General features: G+C 68.8%; 13 protein-coding genes and 1 pseudogene. 5 read left to right on the top strand and 9 right to left on the bottom strand.

Annotation, left to right across the window (positions count from 1 at the left end; genetic code table 11):
• Window positions 1–4: 4 nt before the first annotated feature.
• Entirely contained in the window at window positions 5–655 is a 651-nt protein-coding gene (locus ACZ58V_RS31125; RefSeq protein ID WP_471294141.1) for a hypothetical protein, read from the top strand.
• A 271-nt stretch (window positions 656–926) separates the two neighbouring features.
• On the top strand, window positions 927–1,727 hold the full coding sequence (locus ACZ58V_RS31120) for a hypothetical protein (protein ID WP_471294138.1): 801 nt from the start codon (window positions 927–929) through the stop codon (window positions 1,725–1,727).
• 59 nt (window positions 1,728–1,786) lie between these two features.
• Here the strand turns inward: ACZ58V_RS31120 and galK are convergent, their stop codons facing one another.
• Genes galK through galT form a run of 3 tightly spaced genes read right to left on the bottom strand, consistent with a single transcriptional unit; the run spans window position 1,787 to window position 5,009 of the window.
• Complete coding sequence (galK, locus tag ACZ58V_RS31115) at window positions 1,787–2,953, bottom strand: galactokinase (protein ID WP_471294135.1); 1,167 nt, start codon at window positions 2,951–2,953, stop codon at window positions 1,787–1,789.
• A gap of 35 nt (window positions 2,954–2,988) precedes the next feature.
• Window positions 2,989–3,951, bottom strand: a complete 963-nt coding sequence (gene galE / locus ACZ58V_RS31110) for a UDP-glucose 4-epimerase GalE (RefSeq protein ID WP_468197764.1) — start codon at window positions 3,949–3,951, stop codon at window positions 2,989–2,991.
• Window positions 3,948–5,009 carry a galactose-1-phosphate uridylyltransferase gene (gene galT / locus ACZ58V_RS31105; RefSeq protein ID WP_468197766.1) on the bottom strand — a complete coding sequence of 354 codons (1,062 nt, stop codon included), beginning with the start codon at window positions 5,007–5,009 and terminating at the stop codon, window positions 3,948–3,950. The genes galE and galT overlap by 4 nt, the downstream gene beginning before the upstream one ends.
• Window positions 5,010–5,173: 164 nt before the next feature.
• Here galT and ACZ58V_RS31100 point away from each other — a divergent pair, with 164 nt between their 5' ends.
• Together ACZ58V_RS31100 and ACZ58V_RS31095 are read left to right on the top strand one after the other, a co-directional pair.
• Window positions 5,174–6,853, top strand: coding sequence for a sodium:solute symporter family protein (locus ACZ58V_RS31100; RefSeq protein ID WP_468197768.1), 1,680 nt, complete (start codon window positions 5,174–5,176; stop codon window positions 6,851–6,853).
• A 48-nt stretch (window positions 6,854–6,901) separates the two neighbouring features.
• Entirely contained in the window at window positions 6,902–7,216 is a 315-nt protein-coding gene (locus ACZ58V_RS31095) for a hypothetical protein (RefSeq protein ID WP_468197770.1), read from the top strand.
• Window positions 7,217–7,435: 219 nt separating this feature from the next.
• On the opposite strand, the gene ACZ58V_RS31090 is transcribed toward ACZ58V_RS31095, so the two are convergent.
• Window positions 7,436–7,807 (bottom strand): hypothetical protein, encoded by a 372-nt coding sequence (locus tag ACZ58V_RS31090; protein ID WP_471294131.1) that lies wholly within the window; start codon window positions 7,805–7,807, stop codon window positions 7,436–7,438.
• Between the two features lie 161 nt (window positions 7,808–7,968).
• Here ACZ58V_RS31090 and ACZ58V_RS31085 point away from each other — a divergent pair.
• Window positions 7,969–8,515, top strand: a pseudogene (locus tag ACZ58V_RS31085) (transposase).
• Between the two features lie 74 nt (window positions 8,516–8,589).
• Here the strand turns inward: ACZ58V_RS31085 and ACZ58V_RS31080 are convergent.
• The 5 genes from ACZ58V_RS31080 to ACZ58V_RS31060 all read right to left on the bottom strand — a co-directional run bounded on the left by ACZ58V_RS31080 (window position 8,590) and on the right by ACZ58V_RS31060 (window position 16,078).
• Entirely contained in the window at window positions 8,590–9,336 is a 747-nt protein-coding gene (locus ACZ58V_RS31080; protein ID WP_468197772.1) for a phosphotransferase family protein, read from the bottom strand.
• Between the two features lie 192 nt (window positions 9,337–9,528).
• On the bottom strand, window positions 9,529–10,218 hold the full coding sequence (locus tag ACZ58V_RS31075) for a helix-turn-helix transcriptional regulator (RefSeq protein WP_468197775.1): 690 nt from the start codon (window positions 10,216–10,218) through the stop codon (window positions 9,529–9,531).
• 238 nt (window positions 10,219–10,456) lie between these two features.
• Window positions 10,457–12,244 carry an outer membrane protein assembly factor BamB family protein gene (locus ACZ58V_RS31070; protein ID WP_471294127.1) on the bottom strand — a complete coding sequence of 596 codons (1,788 nt, stop codon included), beginning with the start codon at window positions 12,242–12,244 and terminating at the stop codon, window positions 10,457–10,459.
• 61 nt (window positions 12,245–12,305) lie between these two features.
• Window positions 12,306–14,075 carry an outer membrane protein assembly factor BamB family protein gene (locus ACZ58V_RS31065; RefSeq protein WP_471294124.1) on the bottom strand — a complete coding sequence of 590 codons (1,770 nt, stop codon included), beginning with the start codon at window positions 14,073–14,075 and terminating at the stop codon, window positions 12,306–12,308.
• 191 nt (window positions 14,076–14,266) lie between these two features.
• Window positions 14,267–16,078 carry an ABC-F family ATP-binding cassette domain-containing protein gene (locus tag ACZ58V_RS31060; protein WP_468197782.1) on the bottom strand — a complete coding sequence of 604 codons (1,812 nt, stop codon included), beginning with the start codon at window positions 16,076–16,078 and terminating at the stop codon, window positions 14,267–14,269.
• Between the last annotated feature and the right edge of the window lie 246 nt (window positions 16,079–16,324).

The raw sequence follows: 16,324 nt of genomic DNA, 5'->3' as shown, positions 1-16,324 counted from the left end.
CTGAGTGAATCGCCCCGCCCGGCTCGCAGCAGCCGCGCTCACCGCGTCCATGGCCGTGTTGACAACCGCATGCGGGTCGGAAGGAGGCGACTCGCCCTCCGACCCGATCAAGGGTGCGGACGCCGCCGACGGCAAGACGTCGGCCAGCCCCTCCGCCGTGGCTTCGCCGGGCGGCGCCGAGCGGCCGGAGATCACGCTGTCCAAGGAGTTCCAGGCGGACTTCGAGAGCTGGACGAACAGTGATCCGAAGCTTCAGGCGATCCTGAACGACGGCCGTGAGCAACTCCGGGCGAAGTACGCCGCGGTCATAGACGCGGATCCGGACTCCGAGGCGGTGGCCTTCTACAGCTCGGAAGCCACCCAGGTATCTGCTCGCAAGTGGATCAAACAGTTCGTCGAAGACGACAACGACATCATTGGCAGGGTCACGGCCTTCAACGCCAAGGCTCTCATCAGCGACAGCGGCTCCGGCGTCCTCTTCTACTGCGTCGACGAGCGCCAGGCATCCACGAAGAACCGCAAGACCGGAACGGTCGTCAAGACTCCGGACAAGCCCGAATCGGTACTTCAGTACCGAACCCGGCTGGACAAGTCCTCGCAGGGCGTGTGGAAGACAACGTCCGTGACCGTGGTAGCGGGGGGATGCAGCCGATGAGGTTGGCTGCGAGGTCGGGTGTTCTGGTCACCATCTCACTCTGCGCTGTGGTCTTGTCCTGCACAGCGGCGTACGCGCTCGGAGATGAGGAGATCGAGCCGCCGTCCTCGGGGACGCATCCGGCGATGCATCCGGCACCACGCTGACCGCTTCGGCTACCACCACAGGTATCAAGGTCAAGCAGGTCAGCGGCGGTACCTCGGGCGGCTCCACCAAGTCGCTCGCCCCGGTGGACCCCAACTGGGAGCCCCCGGCGTGCTGGTACGAGCCAGTGGCGACGTCTCAGCAGCTCAAGAGCGCCGTGGACCGTCTGAAGAAGAACCCCAACGAGAATCTGGTGCCCGTCACCCCCACGCTCAGTTGGGGGGAGGAATTGATGGTGGACCACTACGAGAAGGGACAGGACAACACCGACAGCGGGTTCAGCTACAAGAACTACAACCTGGGCAAGAAGGGCAATTTCTGGCGCGGGGTGATCAACAAGAACCGGGAAGACGACCCCGAGTCCGCCGCATGCGAGCGGAACCTGTTCTGGCAGAACGCCAACACTCTCCCTGACGACGACCACGCTCCCACGCCTGACATCCTCGCCGGCTACGCGTACGACAAGATCAACGTCCCGCAGACCGAGGTCGAGCTGAAGCCCGCGGCCAGGTCGACCGTGAACCTGCCGACCTGGGTGTGGCTGGACAAGGCGGCCTTCAAGGAGGTCAGGGTCCGCGCCGAGCTGCCCGATGCCGGCGTCTGGGCGGAGACCACGGCCAAGCCCGTCGCCCTGCACCTGAATCCCGGCACCGAGGACGCCGAGACCTACCCGGCCTCCGGGGACTGCGCGATCAATGACGACGGCTCCATCGGCACGCCGTACACCAAGGGCGATGCGAGCCGGACTCCGCCGTGTGGCATCCGGTATCTGCGGGCCACGAACGGCACGCCGTACCAGCTCAGGGCGTCGATCACATGGCAGATCTCCTGGGAGGGCTCCGGCGGAGCACAGGGCGACCTGCCGGACGGAACCTTCGAGACGACCCAGGCGATGACGGTCCGGGAGATCCAGTCCGTCAACCGCTGAAGCCACGCGAGAAGATCGGGCGCCCTCGGGGAGAAGGCGCCCGGCTCTCCGCCTGGATGTCAGCGCACCCGCCGCGCCCCCGCCGACGGGACCGCCTCGAACACCCGCGGTGCCGTGAAGCCCGCAGCCGCGAAGGCTTCCGTCACCGCCTTGGTGATGGCGTCGACGTCCGTCTCCTCCGCGAGGACGATCGCCGAGCCGCCGAAGCCGCCGCCGGTCATGCGGGCGCCGAGGGCGCCGGAGGCGAGGGCCGTGTCGACGACCAGGTCGAGTTCGGGGCAGGAGATGCGGAAGTCGTCCCTCAAGGAGGCATGGCCCTCGACCAGGATCGGGGCGATCGCGCGGGTGTCGTCGCCCGATTCCAGCAGGGACACCACCCGTTCGACGCGCTCGTTCTCCGTGACGATGTGGCGGACCAGGCGGCGGACCTCCTCCTCGTCGCCGAGGCGGGACAGGGCCGCGTCCAGATCGTCGTAAGGGACGTCCCGGAGCGCGTTCACGCCGAGCAGCGCCGCGCCCTTCTCGCAGCCCGCGCGGCGCTTGCCGTACTCGCCCTCGCTGTGGGAGTGCTTGACCTGCGTGTCGACGGCGAGGAGGCGCAGGCCCTCGGCCGCCAGGTCGAAGGGGATCTGCTTCTGGGAGAGGTCGCGGGTGTCGAGGAAGAGGGCGTGGCCGGCCTCGCAGCAGGCGGATGCCGTCTGGTCCATGATGCCGACGGGGGCGCCGACGTAGACGTTCTCCGCGCGCTGGCACAGGCGGGCCAGCTGCCAGCCGCGCAGGCCGAGCGAGAACAGGTCGTTCAGGGCAAGCGCGACCACGACCTCCAGCGCCGCCGACGACGACAGGCCCGCGCCCGAGGGGACCGTCGAGGACAGGTGGATGTCCGCGCCCGTGACCGCGTGGCCGGCCTCGCGCAGGGCCCAGACCACGCCCGCCGGGTACGCCGTCCAGTTCTTGTCCGACTCCGGGGACAGGTCGTCCAAACGGAGTTCGGCAACCCCGCCCTCGACGTCCGCCGAGTGCAGGCGCAGGACGCCGTCCTCGCGGCGTGACACCGCCGCCACCGCCGTGTGCGGCAGGGCGAACGGCATGACGAAGCCGTCGTTGTAGTCGGTGTGCTCGCCGATGAGGTTGACGCGGCCCGGTGCCGCCCATACCCCGTGCGGCTCCGCGCCGTACAGCTCGCCGAACCGTGCGGCGACCGTCTGCGCCACAGCCTCGCTCATGCCTGTCCCCTGACCCTTCCGTACCTTTGGACCTGCTAGTTGCCGCGCCGCTGCGCGAAGTCCCACGCGTCCGCGACGATTCCCGCGAGGTCCGCGCGGGACGGGTTCCAGCCCAGCTTCTCGCGGGCCGTGGCGGCCGAGGCCACCAGGACCGCCGGGTCGCCGCCCCGGCGGGGGGCGACCACTTCGGGGATCGGGTGGCCGGTCACAGTGCGGACCGTCTCGATGACCTCGCGGACCGAGAAGCCGTTGCCGTTGCCGAGGTTGCAGATGAGGTGCTCGCCGGAGGTGGCGGCCCGCAACGCCAGCAGGTGGGCCTCCGCCAGGTCCGCCACGTGGATGTAGTCGCGGACGCAGGTGCCGTCCGGCGTCGGGTAGTCGTCACCGAAGACGGAGATCGCCTCGCGCCTGCCCTGCGCGACCTGGAGGACCAGCGGGATCAGGTGGGACTCCGGGTCGTGGCGCTCGCCGTGCTCGCCGTAGGCGCCCGCCACGTTGAAGTAGCGCAGCGAGACCGCGCCCAGACCGTGTGCCGCCGCCTCGCCGGTGATCATGTGGTCGACGGCGAGCTTCGAGGCGCCGTACGGGTTGGTCGGGGAGGTGGGCGCCGACTCGACGATCGGGACCTGCTCGGGTTCGCCGTACGTCGCCGCCGTGGAGGAGAAGACGAGCCTGGCCACGCCCGCCTCGCGCATCGCGGCCAGCAGGGCCATGGTGCCGCCGACGTTGTTGTCCCAGTACTTCTCCGGTTTCACGACCGACTCGCCGACCTGCGAGAACGCGGCGAAGTGCAGGACGCCGTCGTACGAGGAGTCCAGCCATTTGGCGGCGTCGCGGATGTCGCCCTCGATGAAGGTCGCGCCCGCCGGGACGCCTTCACGGAAGCCGGTGGAGAGGTTGTCCAGGACGACGACCTCGTGGCCCGCCTCCAGCAGGTGCTGGGCGACGACGCCGCCGACATAGCCCGCACCGCCCGTCACCAGGTACTTCCCGCTCATGAACTCGCTACCTCTCGCAGTCGCTCGGCCGCGCGCTCCGGCGGCACGTCGTTGATGAACACGTTCATGCCGGACTCGGAACCCGCGAGGAACTTCAGCTTGCCGGAAGTGCGGCGGATGGTGAAAAGCTCGAGGTGCAGCGCGAAGTCCTCACGCACGACCCCGTCGAACTCCTCCAGCGCGCCGAACGGTGCCTGGTGCCAGGCCGCGATGTACGGCGTCGGAGGCTCGCCCTCACCGAAGATCCGGTCGAAGCGCCTCAAGAGTTCCAGATAAATCTTGGGAAACTCTGTGCGCGCGTCCTCGTCCAGACCCAGCAGGTCGGGCACCCGGCGCTTGGGGTAGAGGTGCACCTCGTACGGCCAGTGCGCCGCATAGGGCACGAATGCCACCCAGTGTTCACCCTCCAGGATGACCCGCTCGTCGGCGAGTTCCCGCTCCAGGATCGCGTCGAAGAGGTTCTCCCCGCCGGTCATCTCCTTGTGGGTCGCGACGGAGCGGAGCATCAGCGCGGTGCGCGGGGTGGTGAAGGGGTAGGCGTAGATCTGCCCGTGCGGGTGCTGGAGGGTCACACCGATCTCGGCACCGCGGTTCTCGAAGCAGAAGACCTGTTCGACGGAGGGGAGATGGGACAGCTCCGACGTACGGTCCGTCCATGCCTCCAGCACCAGGCCCGCCTGCTCCTCGGTGAGGCCGGCGAAGGAGACGTCGTGGTCGGAGGTGAAGCAGACGACCTCGCAGCGGCCCGAGTCCCCGGCCAGCGAGGGGAAGCGGTTCTCGAACACGACGACGTCGTACGACGAGTCCGGGATCTCGCTCAGCCTCTCGCCCTCGGAGGGGCACAGGGGGCATTCGTCGGCCGGCGGGTGGTAGGTGCGGCCCTGGCGGTGCGAGGCGATGGCGACGGAGTCGCCGAGCAGGGGGTCGCGGCGGATCTCGGACGTCGTGACGGTGCGGTCCAGGGGGCGGCGGTCGGCCGCGTCGCGCACGCTGTCGTCGCGCAGGTCGTAGTAGATGAGCTCGCGACCGTCGGCCAGCCGGGTCGAGGTCTTCTTCACGCCGGACTCCTCATCCTTCAAACATAACCCAACATATAAAAACATCACTCCCCCCAGCCGTCAACATCACAATCAAACAAAGAGCACCAACAGGCGTGTTCAATGACTGAACGCGGAGGCGTAGATTCCGCGGCGTATCGGTTCGCGCAACGAAGCGAGGGCTCATGCAGACCCCCACATATCTGTCAGCCGAGCTGCGACTCCCCACGAACTGGCTCGACTACTCGCTCCTCGGCATCTACTTCGTCGTCGTCCTCGGCATCGGCTTCGCCGCCCGCCGCTCGGTGAAGACGAGTCTCGACTTCTTCCTCTCCGGCCGTTCCCTGCCCGCCTGGGTCACCGGTCTGGCCTTCATCGCCGCCAACCTGGGCGCCACCGAGATCCTGGGCATGGCCGCCAACAGCGCGCAGTACGGCGTCTACACGACGCACTGGTACTGGATCGGCGCCATCCCGGCCATGGTCTTCCTGGGCCTGGTGATGATGCCCTTCTACTACGGCTCCAAGGTCCGCTCGGTCCCCGAGTTCCTGCTGCTGCGCTTCGACAAGGGGGCGCATCTGCTGAGCTCGATCCTGTTCGCCTTCGCCGCGATCCTCATCGCCGGCGTCAACCTCTACGCCCTGGCCATCGTCGTCGAGGCGCTGCTGGGCTGGCCGGAGTGGGTGGCGATCGTCGTAGCCGGCTTCTTCGTCCTCGCCTACATCACGCTCGGCGGCCTGTCCTCGGCGATCTACAACGAGGTCCTGCAGTTCTTCGTCATCCTCGCCGCGCTCATCCCGATCGCGGTCCTCGGCCTGAAGAAGGTGGGCGGCTGGGACGGCCTGTCCGACTCCCTCACCGCCTCCCGCGGCGCCGACTTCATGACGTCCTGGGGCGGTACGGGCATCGGCAGCGACAACCCACTGGGGGCGAACTGGCTGACGATCGTCCTGGGCCTCGGCTTCGTCCTCTCCTTCGGCTACTGGACGACGAACTTCGCCGAGGTGCAGCGCGCCCTGTCCGCCAAGAACCTCTCGGCGGCGCAGCGCACACCCCTCATCGCCGCGTTCCCGAAGATCTTCATCGTGTTCCTGGTGATGATCCCGGGTCTGGTGGCCGCCGTCCTGGTCCCCAAGATCGGTACCTCCGGCTCGGACCTGCAGTACAACGACGCGATCCCGTACCTCATGGCACAGCTGCTGCCGAACGGCGTGCTGGGCATCGCCGTCACCGGCCTCCTCGCGGCGTTCATGGCAGGCATGGCGGCGAACGTGTCGTCGTTCAACACGGTGTTCACGACGGACATCTGGGCGAAGTACGTCGTACGGGGCCGCGAGGACGAGTACTACGTGCGCTTCGGCCGGCTCATCACCGCGATCGGCGTCTTCGCCTCCATCGGCACGGCGTTCCTGGCGCGGTCCTTCTCGAACATCATGGCCTACCTCCAGACGCTGTTCTCCTTCTTCAACGTGCCGATGTTCGTCGTCTTCATCATCGGCATGTTCTGGAAGCGGGCGTCGATGAAGTCGGGCTTCTGGGGGCTGCTCGTGGGCACCAGCGCCGCGATGATCAACTACTTCGTCCTCTATAAGCAGGGCATCGTCGACATCCCCTCCGACCAGGGCGCCAACTTTGTCTCGGCGATCGCGGGGTTCGTCGCGGGCGCGGTCGTCATGGTGGCGGTGTCGCTCTTCACCGCGCCGAAGCCGGCCGAGGAACTCCAGGGGCTGGTCTACGGCACGACCTCGCCGGGCATGGCGGAGCCGCCGGCGCCCGGGGACGATGCCTGGTACCGCAAGCCGGCACTGCTCGGCTGGGGTGCGATCGTGCTGGCCGCGGCCTGCTACATCCCGTTCTCGTTCTGACCGTTCCCGTTCCGACCGTTCCCGTTCTGACCGAGGGAGGATTGACCTATGTCCGAGTTCTACTCCGACAAGGACGTGCAGCGGGAAGTCACCGAGCTGCAGGGCAAGTCGGCGACGGCCGCGCGGCTGTTCGACATCCGGCGCATCATCGGTGGGCTGTTCGTGGTGTACGGCGTGATCGTGACGATCGCGGGGTTCACGGCGTCCGATGCCGACATCGACAAGGCGGAGGGCGTCAATATCAATCTGTGGACCGGGTTGGGGATGTTGCTGCTCGGTCTGTTCTTCCTTGCGTGGCTGAAGCTGCGGCCTGCGGCTCCGCCGCCGCCGGATGTGGTGCCGGGGGATGAAGCGAGGAAGTGAGGGCGGGCGCCCGGTTGCGCGACTGGGCGCCGACGTCTGCACGGCGGTGATGGCGGCGGTCAGGCGTCAGGTGCTGGACACACCGGCGCGAACCGCGGCCCAGACGGTCAGGCCGTGTGAGCGTCGGGGCGGCTCGATGCAACCCGCCCCCACCAGCACACGGCCGGCGGGGGCGGGTTGGCGGGCCAGTCCACCCGCACCCGGACCGTCACCGAGACGTCAGGAAGCCGCTCCCAAGAGCGCGGCCGAGAGCGCCTCGCCCGTCATCTCGATGACGACGGCGTCCTCCTGCATGCCCGCAGGGAGCTGAGTGCGCTCCTCCTCGCGGCACACGATGCGGCCTGCACTCGGAGCCATGACGACCGCTCCCAGCCGGGAAACCAGTTCGGCGACGATGGCGAAGACGCCCCCGGCGTGAGGGCGCTCCACCAGGATGCCGGTTTCGTCGGCCGAGATCTCGGCTTCGCTGCCGTCGGAAGCCCGGATCCAGCAGGCTGCCGTCCTCGACCACGGTGAATCGCGGGTCCCCGACGTCGTAGGGCTCCAGAACTGCCCGCACCACGTCCAGGTCCGGCGGAACCGGAACGTCACCGCCGTCGACGAATTTGTAGATCGACGGGCTGTAGCCCATGCCCCTCCTTTCGACGTCCGGCCACCGAGATGGCCGGACTCCGGACTCCTCAGCCTGTTACGACTCCTGACAAAAGGAGGTTTCTGGACCTCTGGGAATGACGGTGTGTCAGTTCTCGTTGATGCTGGCCGAAGGGGGGTACGAGCCAGTCGAGACGAGGAAGACCGCTGCCAGACCGTGGGAGATCGACGACGAGTTGTGGGCGCGGATCGAGCCGCTGCTGCCGGTCGTCCCGCGTGATCCGCGGCGTCCAGGTCGTAAGCGTCTGGATAGTCGCAGGGTGCTGTGCGGGATCCTGTTCGTGCTGTACACCGGGGTCCGCCCGGAGTTTCTGCCCAGGAGCTGGGCTTCGGCTCGGGGATGACCTGCAAGCACCACCTGATGGTCGAGGCGCACGGCACCCCGCTCGCGGCTATGACCACGAGGTCTACCGGGACAAGGTCCGCCGGTTCCAGATCACCCCGCACATCGCCCGGCGCGGCACCGGGCACGGCTCCGGCCTGGGCGTGTACCGCTGGGTCGTGGAAGGAGAGAACGCGCTGCTGCACTGGTTCCGCCGCCAGCGCATCCGCTGGGAGATCCGCGACGACATCCACCACGCGTTCGTCACCCTCGGCTGCGCCGTCATCTGCTGGCGACGACTGCGCACCGCACTTTGTCGAGAGTAAGGGCGGGCGATCGCCCCAGGGGTGGCCTGCTCGATGCGTCAGAACGCATTCGTAGCAATCGGGCCCGCGCAGCCTCACATCCGGGATCTCAGCACGTCGACCTCACAGCCCGGCGCGAACGGGTCGAAGCCGTGCTCGATCAGCCAGCGAACTGCCAGCAGGCTTCGCAACGACCACCACGCGTGGATCACGTCGAGGTCGATGTCGGTGCCATAGCCGGCGACGACATCGTCGAGGTACTCCTCGTGTCCGAGCGTGAAGGTGGCGAGGTCGTACAGGGCATCACCCTGGCCCGCCTCGGACCAGTCGATGATGCCAGTGATCTCGTCGCCGTCGACGAAGACGTGCGCGATCTGCAGGTCGCCGTGAGTGAACGCCGGAGGCCACGGCCGGAGCGCGGCCTCGGCGACCTGGCGGTTGCGGGTGACCAGGTCAGCGGGCAGGACACCGTTCGTCACGAGCAACTCGCACTCGTCGTCGAGTTCCGCCGCCAGCGCGACGATGCTCCGGCCGGCCCGGCCGGGCCGGGGCGGCAGCGGCGCATCATGCAGCTTCCGGATGGCGGCGCCCGCCGCGGCCCACGCCACCGACGACCCGGTCGACGGCCCGCCGAGGCGCCCAAGCGTCGTCCCCGGGAGTGCGGCGATCGCGAGCACGGGCGGCTTGCGCCACAGGACCTCCGGGGTCGGGACCGGCGCGAGGGCCATCGCCTCGACCTCGACGTCGATGCGCGCCTGATCGGCGTCCACCTTCAAGAACACGTCACCGACGCGCAGAGTCGCGCGCTCGGAATGGGCGACAACGACTTTCACCTCATCCATGGGCGACCAGTATCCCGGGGATGATCGCCGACGTCGCCGGGTTTGTCGCGTGCGATTACGCGGCTGACCGCGTCCCGCTACCCGGCGGCCTCGTGCGCGACACCGACCTCTGACCAGGTCAGGTCCACCACTCTAGGGCTGAGATCGACCAGAAACCGACCCACACCGCAACGTACGGCGTACAGCCGGGTCTCAGGCCTCCGGCCCCGGCCGCGACACCGGCCCCGCCCGGTCCAGCAACCCCGTCCGCGCCGCCAGTGCCGCTGCTTCCAGCCGTGAACCGACGCCCAGCTTCATCAGCACCCGCTGGACATGCGTACGGGCAGTGGACGGCGCGATGCCCATGCCCGCCGCGATGAGGCGGGTGTCCTCACCGTCGGCGACGCGGACCAGGACCTCCACCTCTCTCGGCGTGAGCATCTGGAGCAACCGCTGGCCCTCGTCGTCCGGTTGGGCCGCAGGGTTCAGCAACTCGCTGAACGCGCCCTGCAGAAGCTGGGGCGCCACCGCCGCCTCGCCCGCCCGGGCCTTCATGATCGCCCGCTCGACGCCCTCTATCCGCTCGTCATGCCGGACGTATCCGGCCGCCCCGGCCGCGAACGCCGCCGCGATCCCCCGCGGGCTGGGCACAGGACCCAGCACCAGCACCGCCACCTGCGGCCGCTCCCGCTTGATCCGCACCACCGGATCGAAGATCCCCGGCTCCGCCGGCGTGGCCGTGCCCAGCAGGCACACCTCCGGCGCGCGTGTGATCACCAGCTCCGCCGCCCCCGCGGCCGGCGCCGCCGCGGCGAGCACCCGGTGCCCCCGCAGCTTCAGCGCGGAGGCCAGCGCCTCGGCCAGCAATCGGTGGTCGTCGACCACCATGAGCCGCACTCCCATCGAGCAACCCCCCAGTCACCCCAGTCCCCCCAATGGAAGCCCCCCGGCTCCCCCGCCTTCATGCCCCCGGAAGCTACACGCTTGTTCGACGTTGCGCTCCCCTACCCGCGAGAATCGCCCCGGATCGCCGAAATTCCTCTCATTCGAGGTTGACTGAGCCAAACGCGAACGGTCCCGCCCCTGAACAGGGACGGGACCGAAAGGAACCTCAGTCGATCACCAGATGATCATCGGACGATCAGCCCGTACCGAACCCGACCGCCAGGTACTCCTTGTCACCCGTGGAAGAGCGCTTGCTCGCGTACACCTTCGACATGTACAGGTGCCCCTCGGCGTACAGGAACTCCGAGTAGTCCGGCGACATGCTGCTCTCCACATCGCGCACCTGCTCCGACGCGGGGTTCTCCAGCAGCTTCGTCTCCTTGAAGCTGCCCCCGTCGATGCTCACGATCTGCCCGCCCTTGTCGTACGGCGGCCGCTTGTACGCGATCAGGTTGCCGCCGTCCATGCGCAGCGGCGAGATCGTGTAGCCGTCACCCGCGTCGGCCCGCTGCCCGGTCTGCTTGCCGGTGGCGAGGTCGAAGGCGACGATCTCGTTGGTCTGGCTGTACTCGCCCTTGCCGTCGTGCTCCTCGGTCGGGATGTACAGCCGGTCGCCGCCGACGGCCAGCTGGTTGCAGTACTCGATGCGGGTGATGCCCTCGCAGCGCGCCGCGAACTGCTCGCCCGGCGCCGAGATGCGCGTGCGCAGCTTGCCGGTCTTGTTGTCGATGGAGAAGAAGTCCGAGATGCCGCTGCCGTCGCCCGCGGAGTCGCCGACGTCGGCGGCCACCACGAGCGGGTTGGTCGACACGACGCTGGCGTACTCGATGCCCTCGGCCATCTTGTACTCCGAGATCACCTTCCCGGACTTCGGGTCGATGGTCTGGATGTGCAGCTGCCGCTGCTCGTACGAGCCGCACTTGCGCACCGCGACCAGCTTCTCGCCGCCGCCGTACCCGGCGTCGTAGCAGGAGTCGCTCGGCTTCGGGCTCCACAGCGGCTTGCCGGAGATGTCGAAGGCGGCGCCGCCGCTGCTGCTGCCGACGGCGACGGTGTTGCCGCTGACCGTGACGTTGTCGAAACTGATCAGCTGGTCACCGGTCTTGACGGTCTTGCTCCACAGCTCCTTGCCCGCGTCGAGATCGATCACAGCGACCTGGCTGCACCCGTGCGAGGGGTCGGCCTTGGTCGGCATCGCGGGCTGGTAGAGGATCGCCGTCTTGTTGTCGTCGGTGACATGGCGGCTGGCCTGGCAGACGGGGCCGTCCAGCGGGATCGTCCACTGCTTGCCGCCCGTGTCGCGGTCGTAGCCGACGATCTGGGCGATGCCGCTCTTGGCGTACGTCTTGTCGGTGAGCCACGAGCCGGAGACGACGACCGTGCTGTCGTTCTTCACCTCGGGCGCCGGGACCTGGAAGAGGACCTTGGCGCCGGGGTCGGACGGTGCCTTCTCCTTGCCGCCGGAGGTGGTGCCGCCGTTGTCGTCGTCCGTGCCGCCGGTGCTGCCGCCGGAGCTGGCGGTGTCGTCCTTCTTGCCGTCGTCCTTGGACGAGGAGTACCAGACGCCGCCGCCGATGATCAGGGCGATCGCCACGACCGCCGCGACGATGATCACCAGCTGCGCGTTGAACTTCTTGCCGCCGCCGGGCTGTCCCGGGTATCCGGGCTGTCCGGGCTGCGGCTGGAGCGGCATGGTCCCCTGCGGATAGCCGTAACCGGGCTGTCCGTAGCCCGGCTGACCCGGCTGACCCGGCTGACCCGGCTGACCGTAGGGCGCCTGCGGCTGCTGACCGGGGTAGCCGTAACCGGGCGGCGGACCCTGCGGGGCCTGCGGCGGCTGGGGCGGCGTCTGCGGAGCCGTCGGCGGGGGCGTCGGGGGAGCCTGCGGATAGCCGTACCCCGGCTGCGGGGACTGGTCCTGGGGCGGCCCGAAGCCGCCACCGGGCGGGGGCTGCTGGGGCGGCGGGGGCGGCGGCTGGGTCATGACGTGAGCACCTCGGGGAAGGGGAGGGACGACGAAGAGGGAGGAGAAGAGGGAGGAAGAGTCACTTGCCGTAGGCGAGCATCAACTTCTCCTTCGTGTCGTCGTTTCCGCTCAGCCGGGTGGTCGAGATGTAGAAGCGGCCGTCGACCCAGTCGAGGTCCTTGGAGAAGAAGCCGTTCTCGATGTCCGCGGCGCCCTGCGGGTTCTGCAGCAGCTTGACCGGCTTGTGGGCGCTGCCGCCGGTCGGGATGGACACGATCTGGCCGCCCGCGTCGTACGAGGGCTCGATGTAGGCGATGAGCTTGCCGCCCTCGATCTTCATCGGCAGCATCGACTCGTCGGACGGGGACTTGACGCGCCACTTCTCCTTGCCGTCGGCGAGGTTGACCGCGACGATCTCGTTGGCGCCGGTGGTCGCCTCGGTGGGCAGGTAGAGCGTGGTGTCGTCGACGGCGACGCCCTGGCAGCCCTGGAGGTCACGCTCGAGGATGGCCCAGCCGCACTCGGGGGCGAAGTCCTCGTCGAAGCCGACCTGCGAGCGGAACTTGCCGCCGGAGGTGAAGGTGGAGATGTTCCAGGCCTTCTTGTCCTCGTTGGTGCTGTAGATGACCAGCGGGCTCACGGAGTAGGCGCGGGCGACCCGCCAGCCCTTGTCGAACTTCTGGGTCCACTCGACCTTGCCGGTGCGCGGGTTGAGCTGCTGCACCTCGTCGTGCTCGTTGTTGCCGCCGGCGCCGCAGGAGGAGACGGCGATCAGCTTCTCGCCGCCCGCGAACGCGGCGGGGAAGCAGGAGTCGCCGTAGCGCTTCTTGTCGAAGAGCTTGTCGCCGTTGGTGACGTCGTACGCCGTGCCCGACTGGGAGCGGCCCACCATCAGCGTGTTGCCGGTGACGGACAGTTCGACGGAGAGCGTGGAGTCGAACAGGGCGCCGTCGGCGACCTCTTCCTTCCAGCCCTTCTCGCCGGTATTGAGGTCGATCTCCTGGAGCTGGTTGCACTTGGCGCGGTCGCTGCTGCCGCTCATGTAGGCGACGACGATCTTGTCCTCGGCCGTCTTCTCCGGAGTGGTCGCGCAGATCTTCTGGGGGAAGGTGATCGTGTCCCAGGCCGGCTTGCCGTCGCCGACGTTGTAGGCGAAGAGCTGCTTGTACGCAGCCTTCACCGCGGACTTCTCGGTGATCCACATGCCGGGGGCGTCGGCGCCGGAGCCGGGCGCGTCGGGCGCCTCCTTGTACCAGAGGACCTTGGCCTCGCCGGCCTGGCGGCCCTCGTTGAGGTTCTCCGGGTCGTCGCCGCCGTCGCCTCGGCCGTCACCGGGGTTGACCGGGTCGGAGCCGCCGCCCTTGGAGTCGTCGCTCTGCTGGGCGACCGGCTTCTTCTTGCCCTTGCCGTCGTCGCCGCCGGTGACCGCCCACACGGTGCCCCCGACCACGAGCAGCGCGGCGACCGCGGCGCCGATGATCAGGGCGGGCTTGCCCTTGAAGGGGTTGCCCGAGCCGCCCCCGGGCGGGGTGCCGGGCGCGCCGGGGTACTGCGGCTGGGGCGGGTAGCCGTAGCCGGGCTGGCCGTACGGGCCCGGCTGCTGCGGCTGGCCGTAGGGGCCGGAGTTGTACGGGCCCGGCTGTCCGTAAGGCCCGGGCTGCTGCGGATAGCCGTACCCCGGCTGCGGAGGCGGCGGTGTCTGCGGCGGGCCCTGCGGAGGCGGCGGCGTCTGGGGCGGGCCCTGGGGTGGTGGCGGGGTCTGCGGTGCCCCGTAGCCACCGCCCTGCGGTGGCTGGTTCTGCGGTGCTCCGAAGCCACCGTGCGGTGGCTGACTGGGCGGCTGAGTCATCAGCGGCTCCCCCGTTCGATCACTGATTTTTAGCCACGCCCTGAGGTACGCGATGGGCTCAGAGTCGCTTCATAAAGTTCTAAGACGGCTCTTTCTATCACTCCGTTCCGACAGCAGACCGGGCCGATCATCCCCTGTTCCCAAGGGAGGACCGGCCCGTGATGCCGTCGTTATGCGCCTTCACTCACCCTTCACGCGTCCTCGGCGAGTTCCAGCCAGCGCAGCTCCAGTTCCTCGCGCTGACCCGCCAACTCGCGCAGTTCGGCGTCCAGTTCGGCCACCTTCGCGAAGTCCGTGGCGTTTTCGGCGATTTGGGAGTGAAGCTTGGTCTCCTTCTCGGAGACCTTGTCGAGCTGCCGCTCGATCTTCTGGAGTTCCTTCTTGGCGGCCCGCTGGTCGGCGGCGCTCTTCTCCGGGGCGGCGCTCTGCTGCGCCGCGGCGGCGGGTGCCGAGGCGGCCGCGGCCTCCTCCATGCGCCGGCGGCGCTCCAGGTACTCGTCGATGCCGCGCGGCAGCATCCGCAGGGCGCCGTCGCCGAGCAGGGCGAACACCCGGTCGGTGGTGCGCTCGATGAAGAACCGGTCGTGGGAGATGACGATCATCGAGCCGGGCCAGCCGTCGAGCACGTCCTCGAGCTGCGTCAGTGTCTCGATGTCGAGGTCGTTGGTGGGCTCGTCGAGGAAGAGGACGTTGGGCTCGTCCATGAGCAGGCGCAGCAGCTGGAGCCTGCGGCGCTCACCGCCGGACAGGTCGCCGACCGGCGTCCACTGCTTCTCCTTGGTGAAGCCGAACGTCTCGCACAGCTGCCCGGCGGTCATCTCGCGCCCCTTGCCGAGGTCGACGCGCTCGCGCACCTGCTGCACGGCCTCCAGCACGCGCGTGCTCGGCTCGAGTTCGGCGACCTCCTGGGACAGGTAGGCGAGCTTGACGGTCTTGCCGACCTTGACCTGCCCGCCCACGGGCTGCGCCTCCCCGTCGGTCCGGGACGCCTCGGCCATGGCCCGCAGCAGGGAGGTCTTCCCGGCGCCGTTGACACCGACGAGACCGATCCGGTCGCCGGGCCCGAGCTGCCAGGTGACGTGCTTGAGGAGGACCTTGGGGCCGGCCTGGACGGTGATGTCCTCCAGGTCGAACACGGTCTTGCCCAGCCGGGTGGACGCGAACTTCATCAGCTCGCTGCTGTCGCGGGGCGGCGGTACGTCCTTGATGAGCTCGTTGGCTGCCTCGACCCGGAAGCGCGGCTTGGACGTACGGGCGGGTGCCCCGCGCCGCAGCCAGGCCAGCTCCTTGCGGACGAGGTTCTGCCGCTTGACCTCCTCGGTGGCGGCGATGCGCTCGCGCTCGGCCCGGGCGAAGACGTAGTCGGAGTAGCCGCCCTCGTACTCGTAGACCGCTCCGCGCTGGACGTCCCACATGCGGGTGCACACCTGGTCGAGGAACCAGCGGTCGTGGGTGACGCAGACGAGGGCGGACCGGCGGACCTGGAGGTGCCGGGCCAGCCAGGAGATGCCCTCCACGTCGAGGTGGTTGGTGGGCTCGTCGAGGACGAGCAGGTCCTGCTCCTCGATGAGCAGCTTGGCGAGGGCGATACGGCGTCGCTCACCACCGGACAGCGGCCCGATGACGGTGTCCAGGCCCGCGGGGAATCCCGGCAGGTCGAGCCCGCCGAACAGGCCGGTCAGCACGTCCCTGACCTTGGCGTCGCCCGCCCACTCGTGGTCGGCCATGTCGCCGATGACCTCGTGGCGGACGGTCGCCTCGGGGTCGAGGGAGTCGTGCTGGGTAAGCACGCCGCTGCGCAGTCCGCCGGAGTGCGTGACGCGCCCGCTGTCGGCCTCCTCCTGCTTGGCGAGCATCCGGATCAGGGTGGTCTTGCCGTCGCCGTTGCGACCGACGACACCGATGCGGTCCCCTTCGGAGACGCCGAGGGAGACGCCGTCGAGCAGGGCGCGGGTGCCGTACACCTTGCTGACGTTCTCGACATTGACCAGATTGACGGCCATTACTCTCCTGACAAGGGGGATGGATCGACCCTCCAGGGTAGTCGGGCGGCGTGGTGCTCCGGCCGGGGTCGTCAAGAGGTCCCGGCGGCCTCCTGTCGGCGTTGGTACCGCCACACGTCCATCAGCCTCTCGTCCTGCAGCATTTCCTCGCCGACGGGGCCGATCCGATGCTCGGCCTCGACACAGCGCGGGTCGTCAGGCCAGGCCAGGCCGGACACCGCGCAGACGCGGAGCGGCTGCCGCTCG

It is taken from the genome of Streptomyces sp. NPDC040589 (assembly GCF_055594445.1).
The sequence above is the reverse complement of the archived record's forward strand: the minus strand, read 5'-3'. Positions and strand labels throughout refer to the sequence as shown.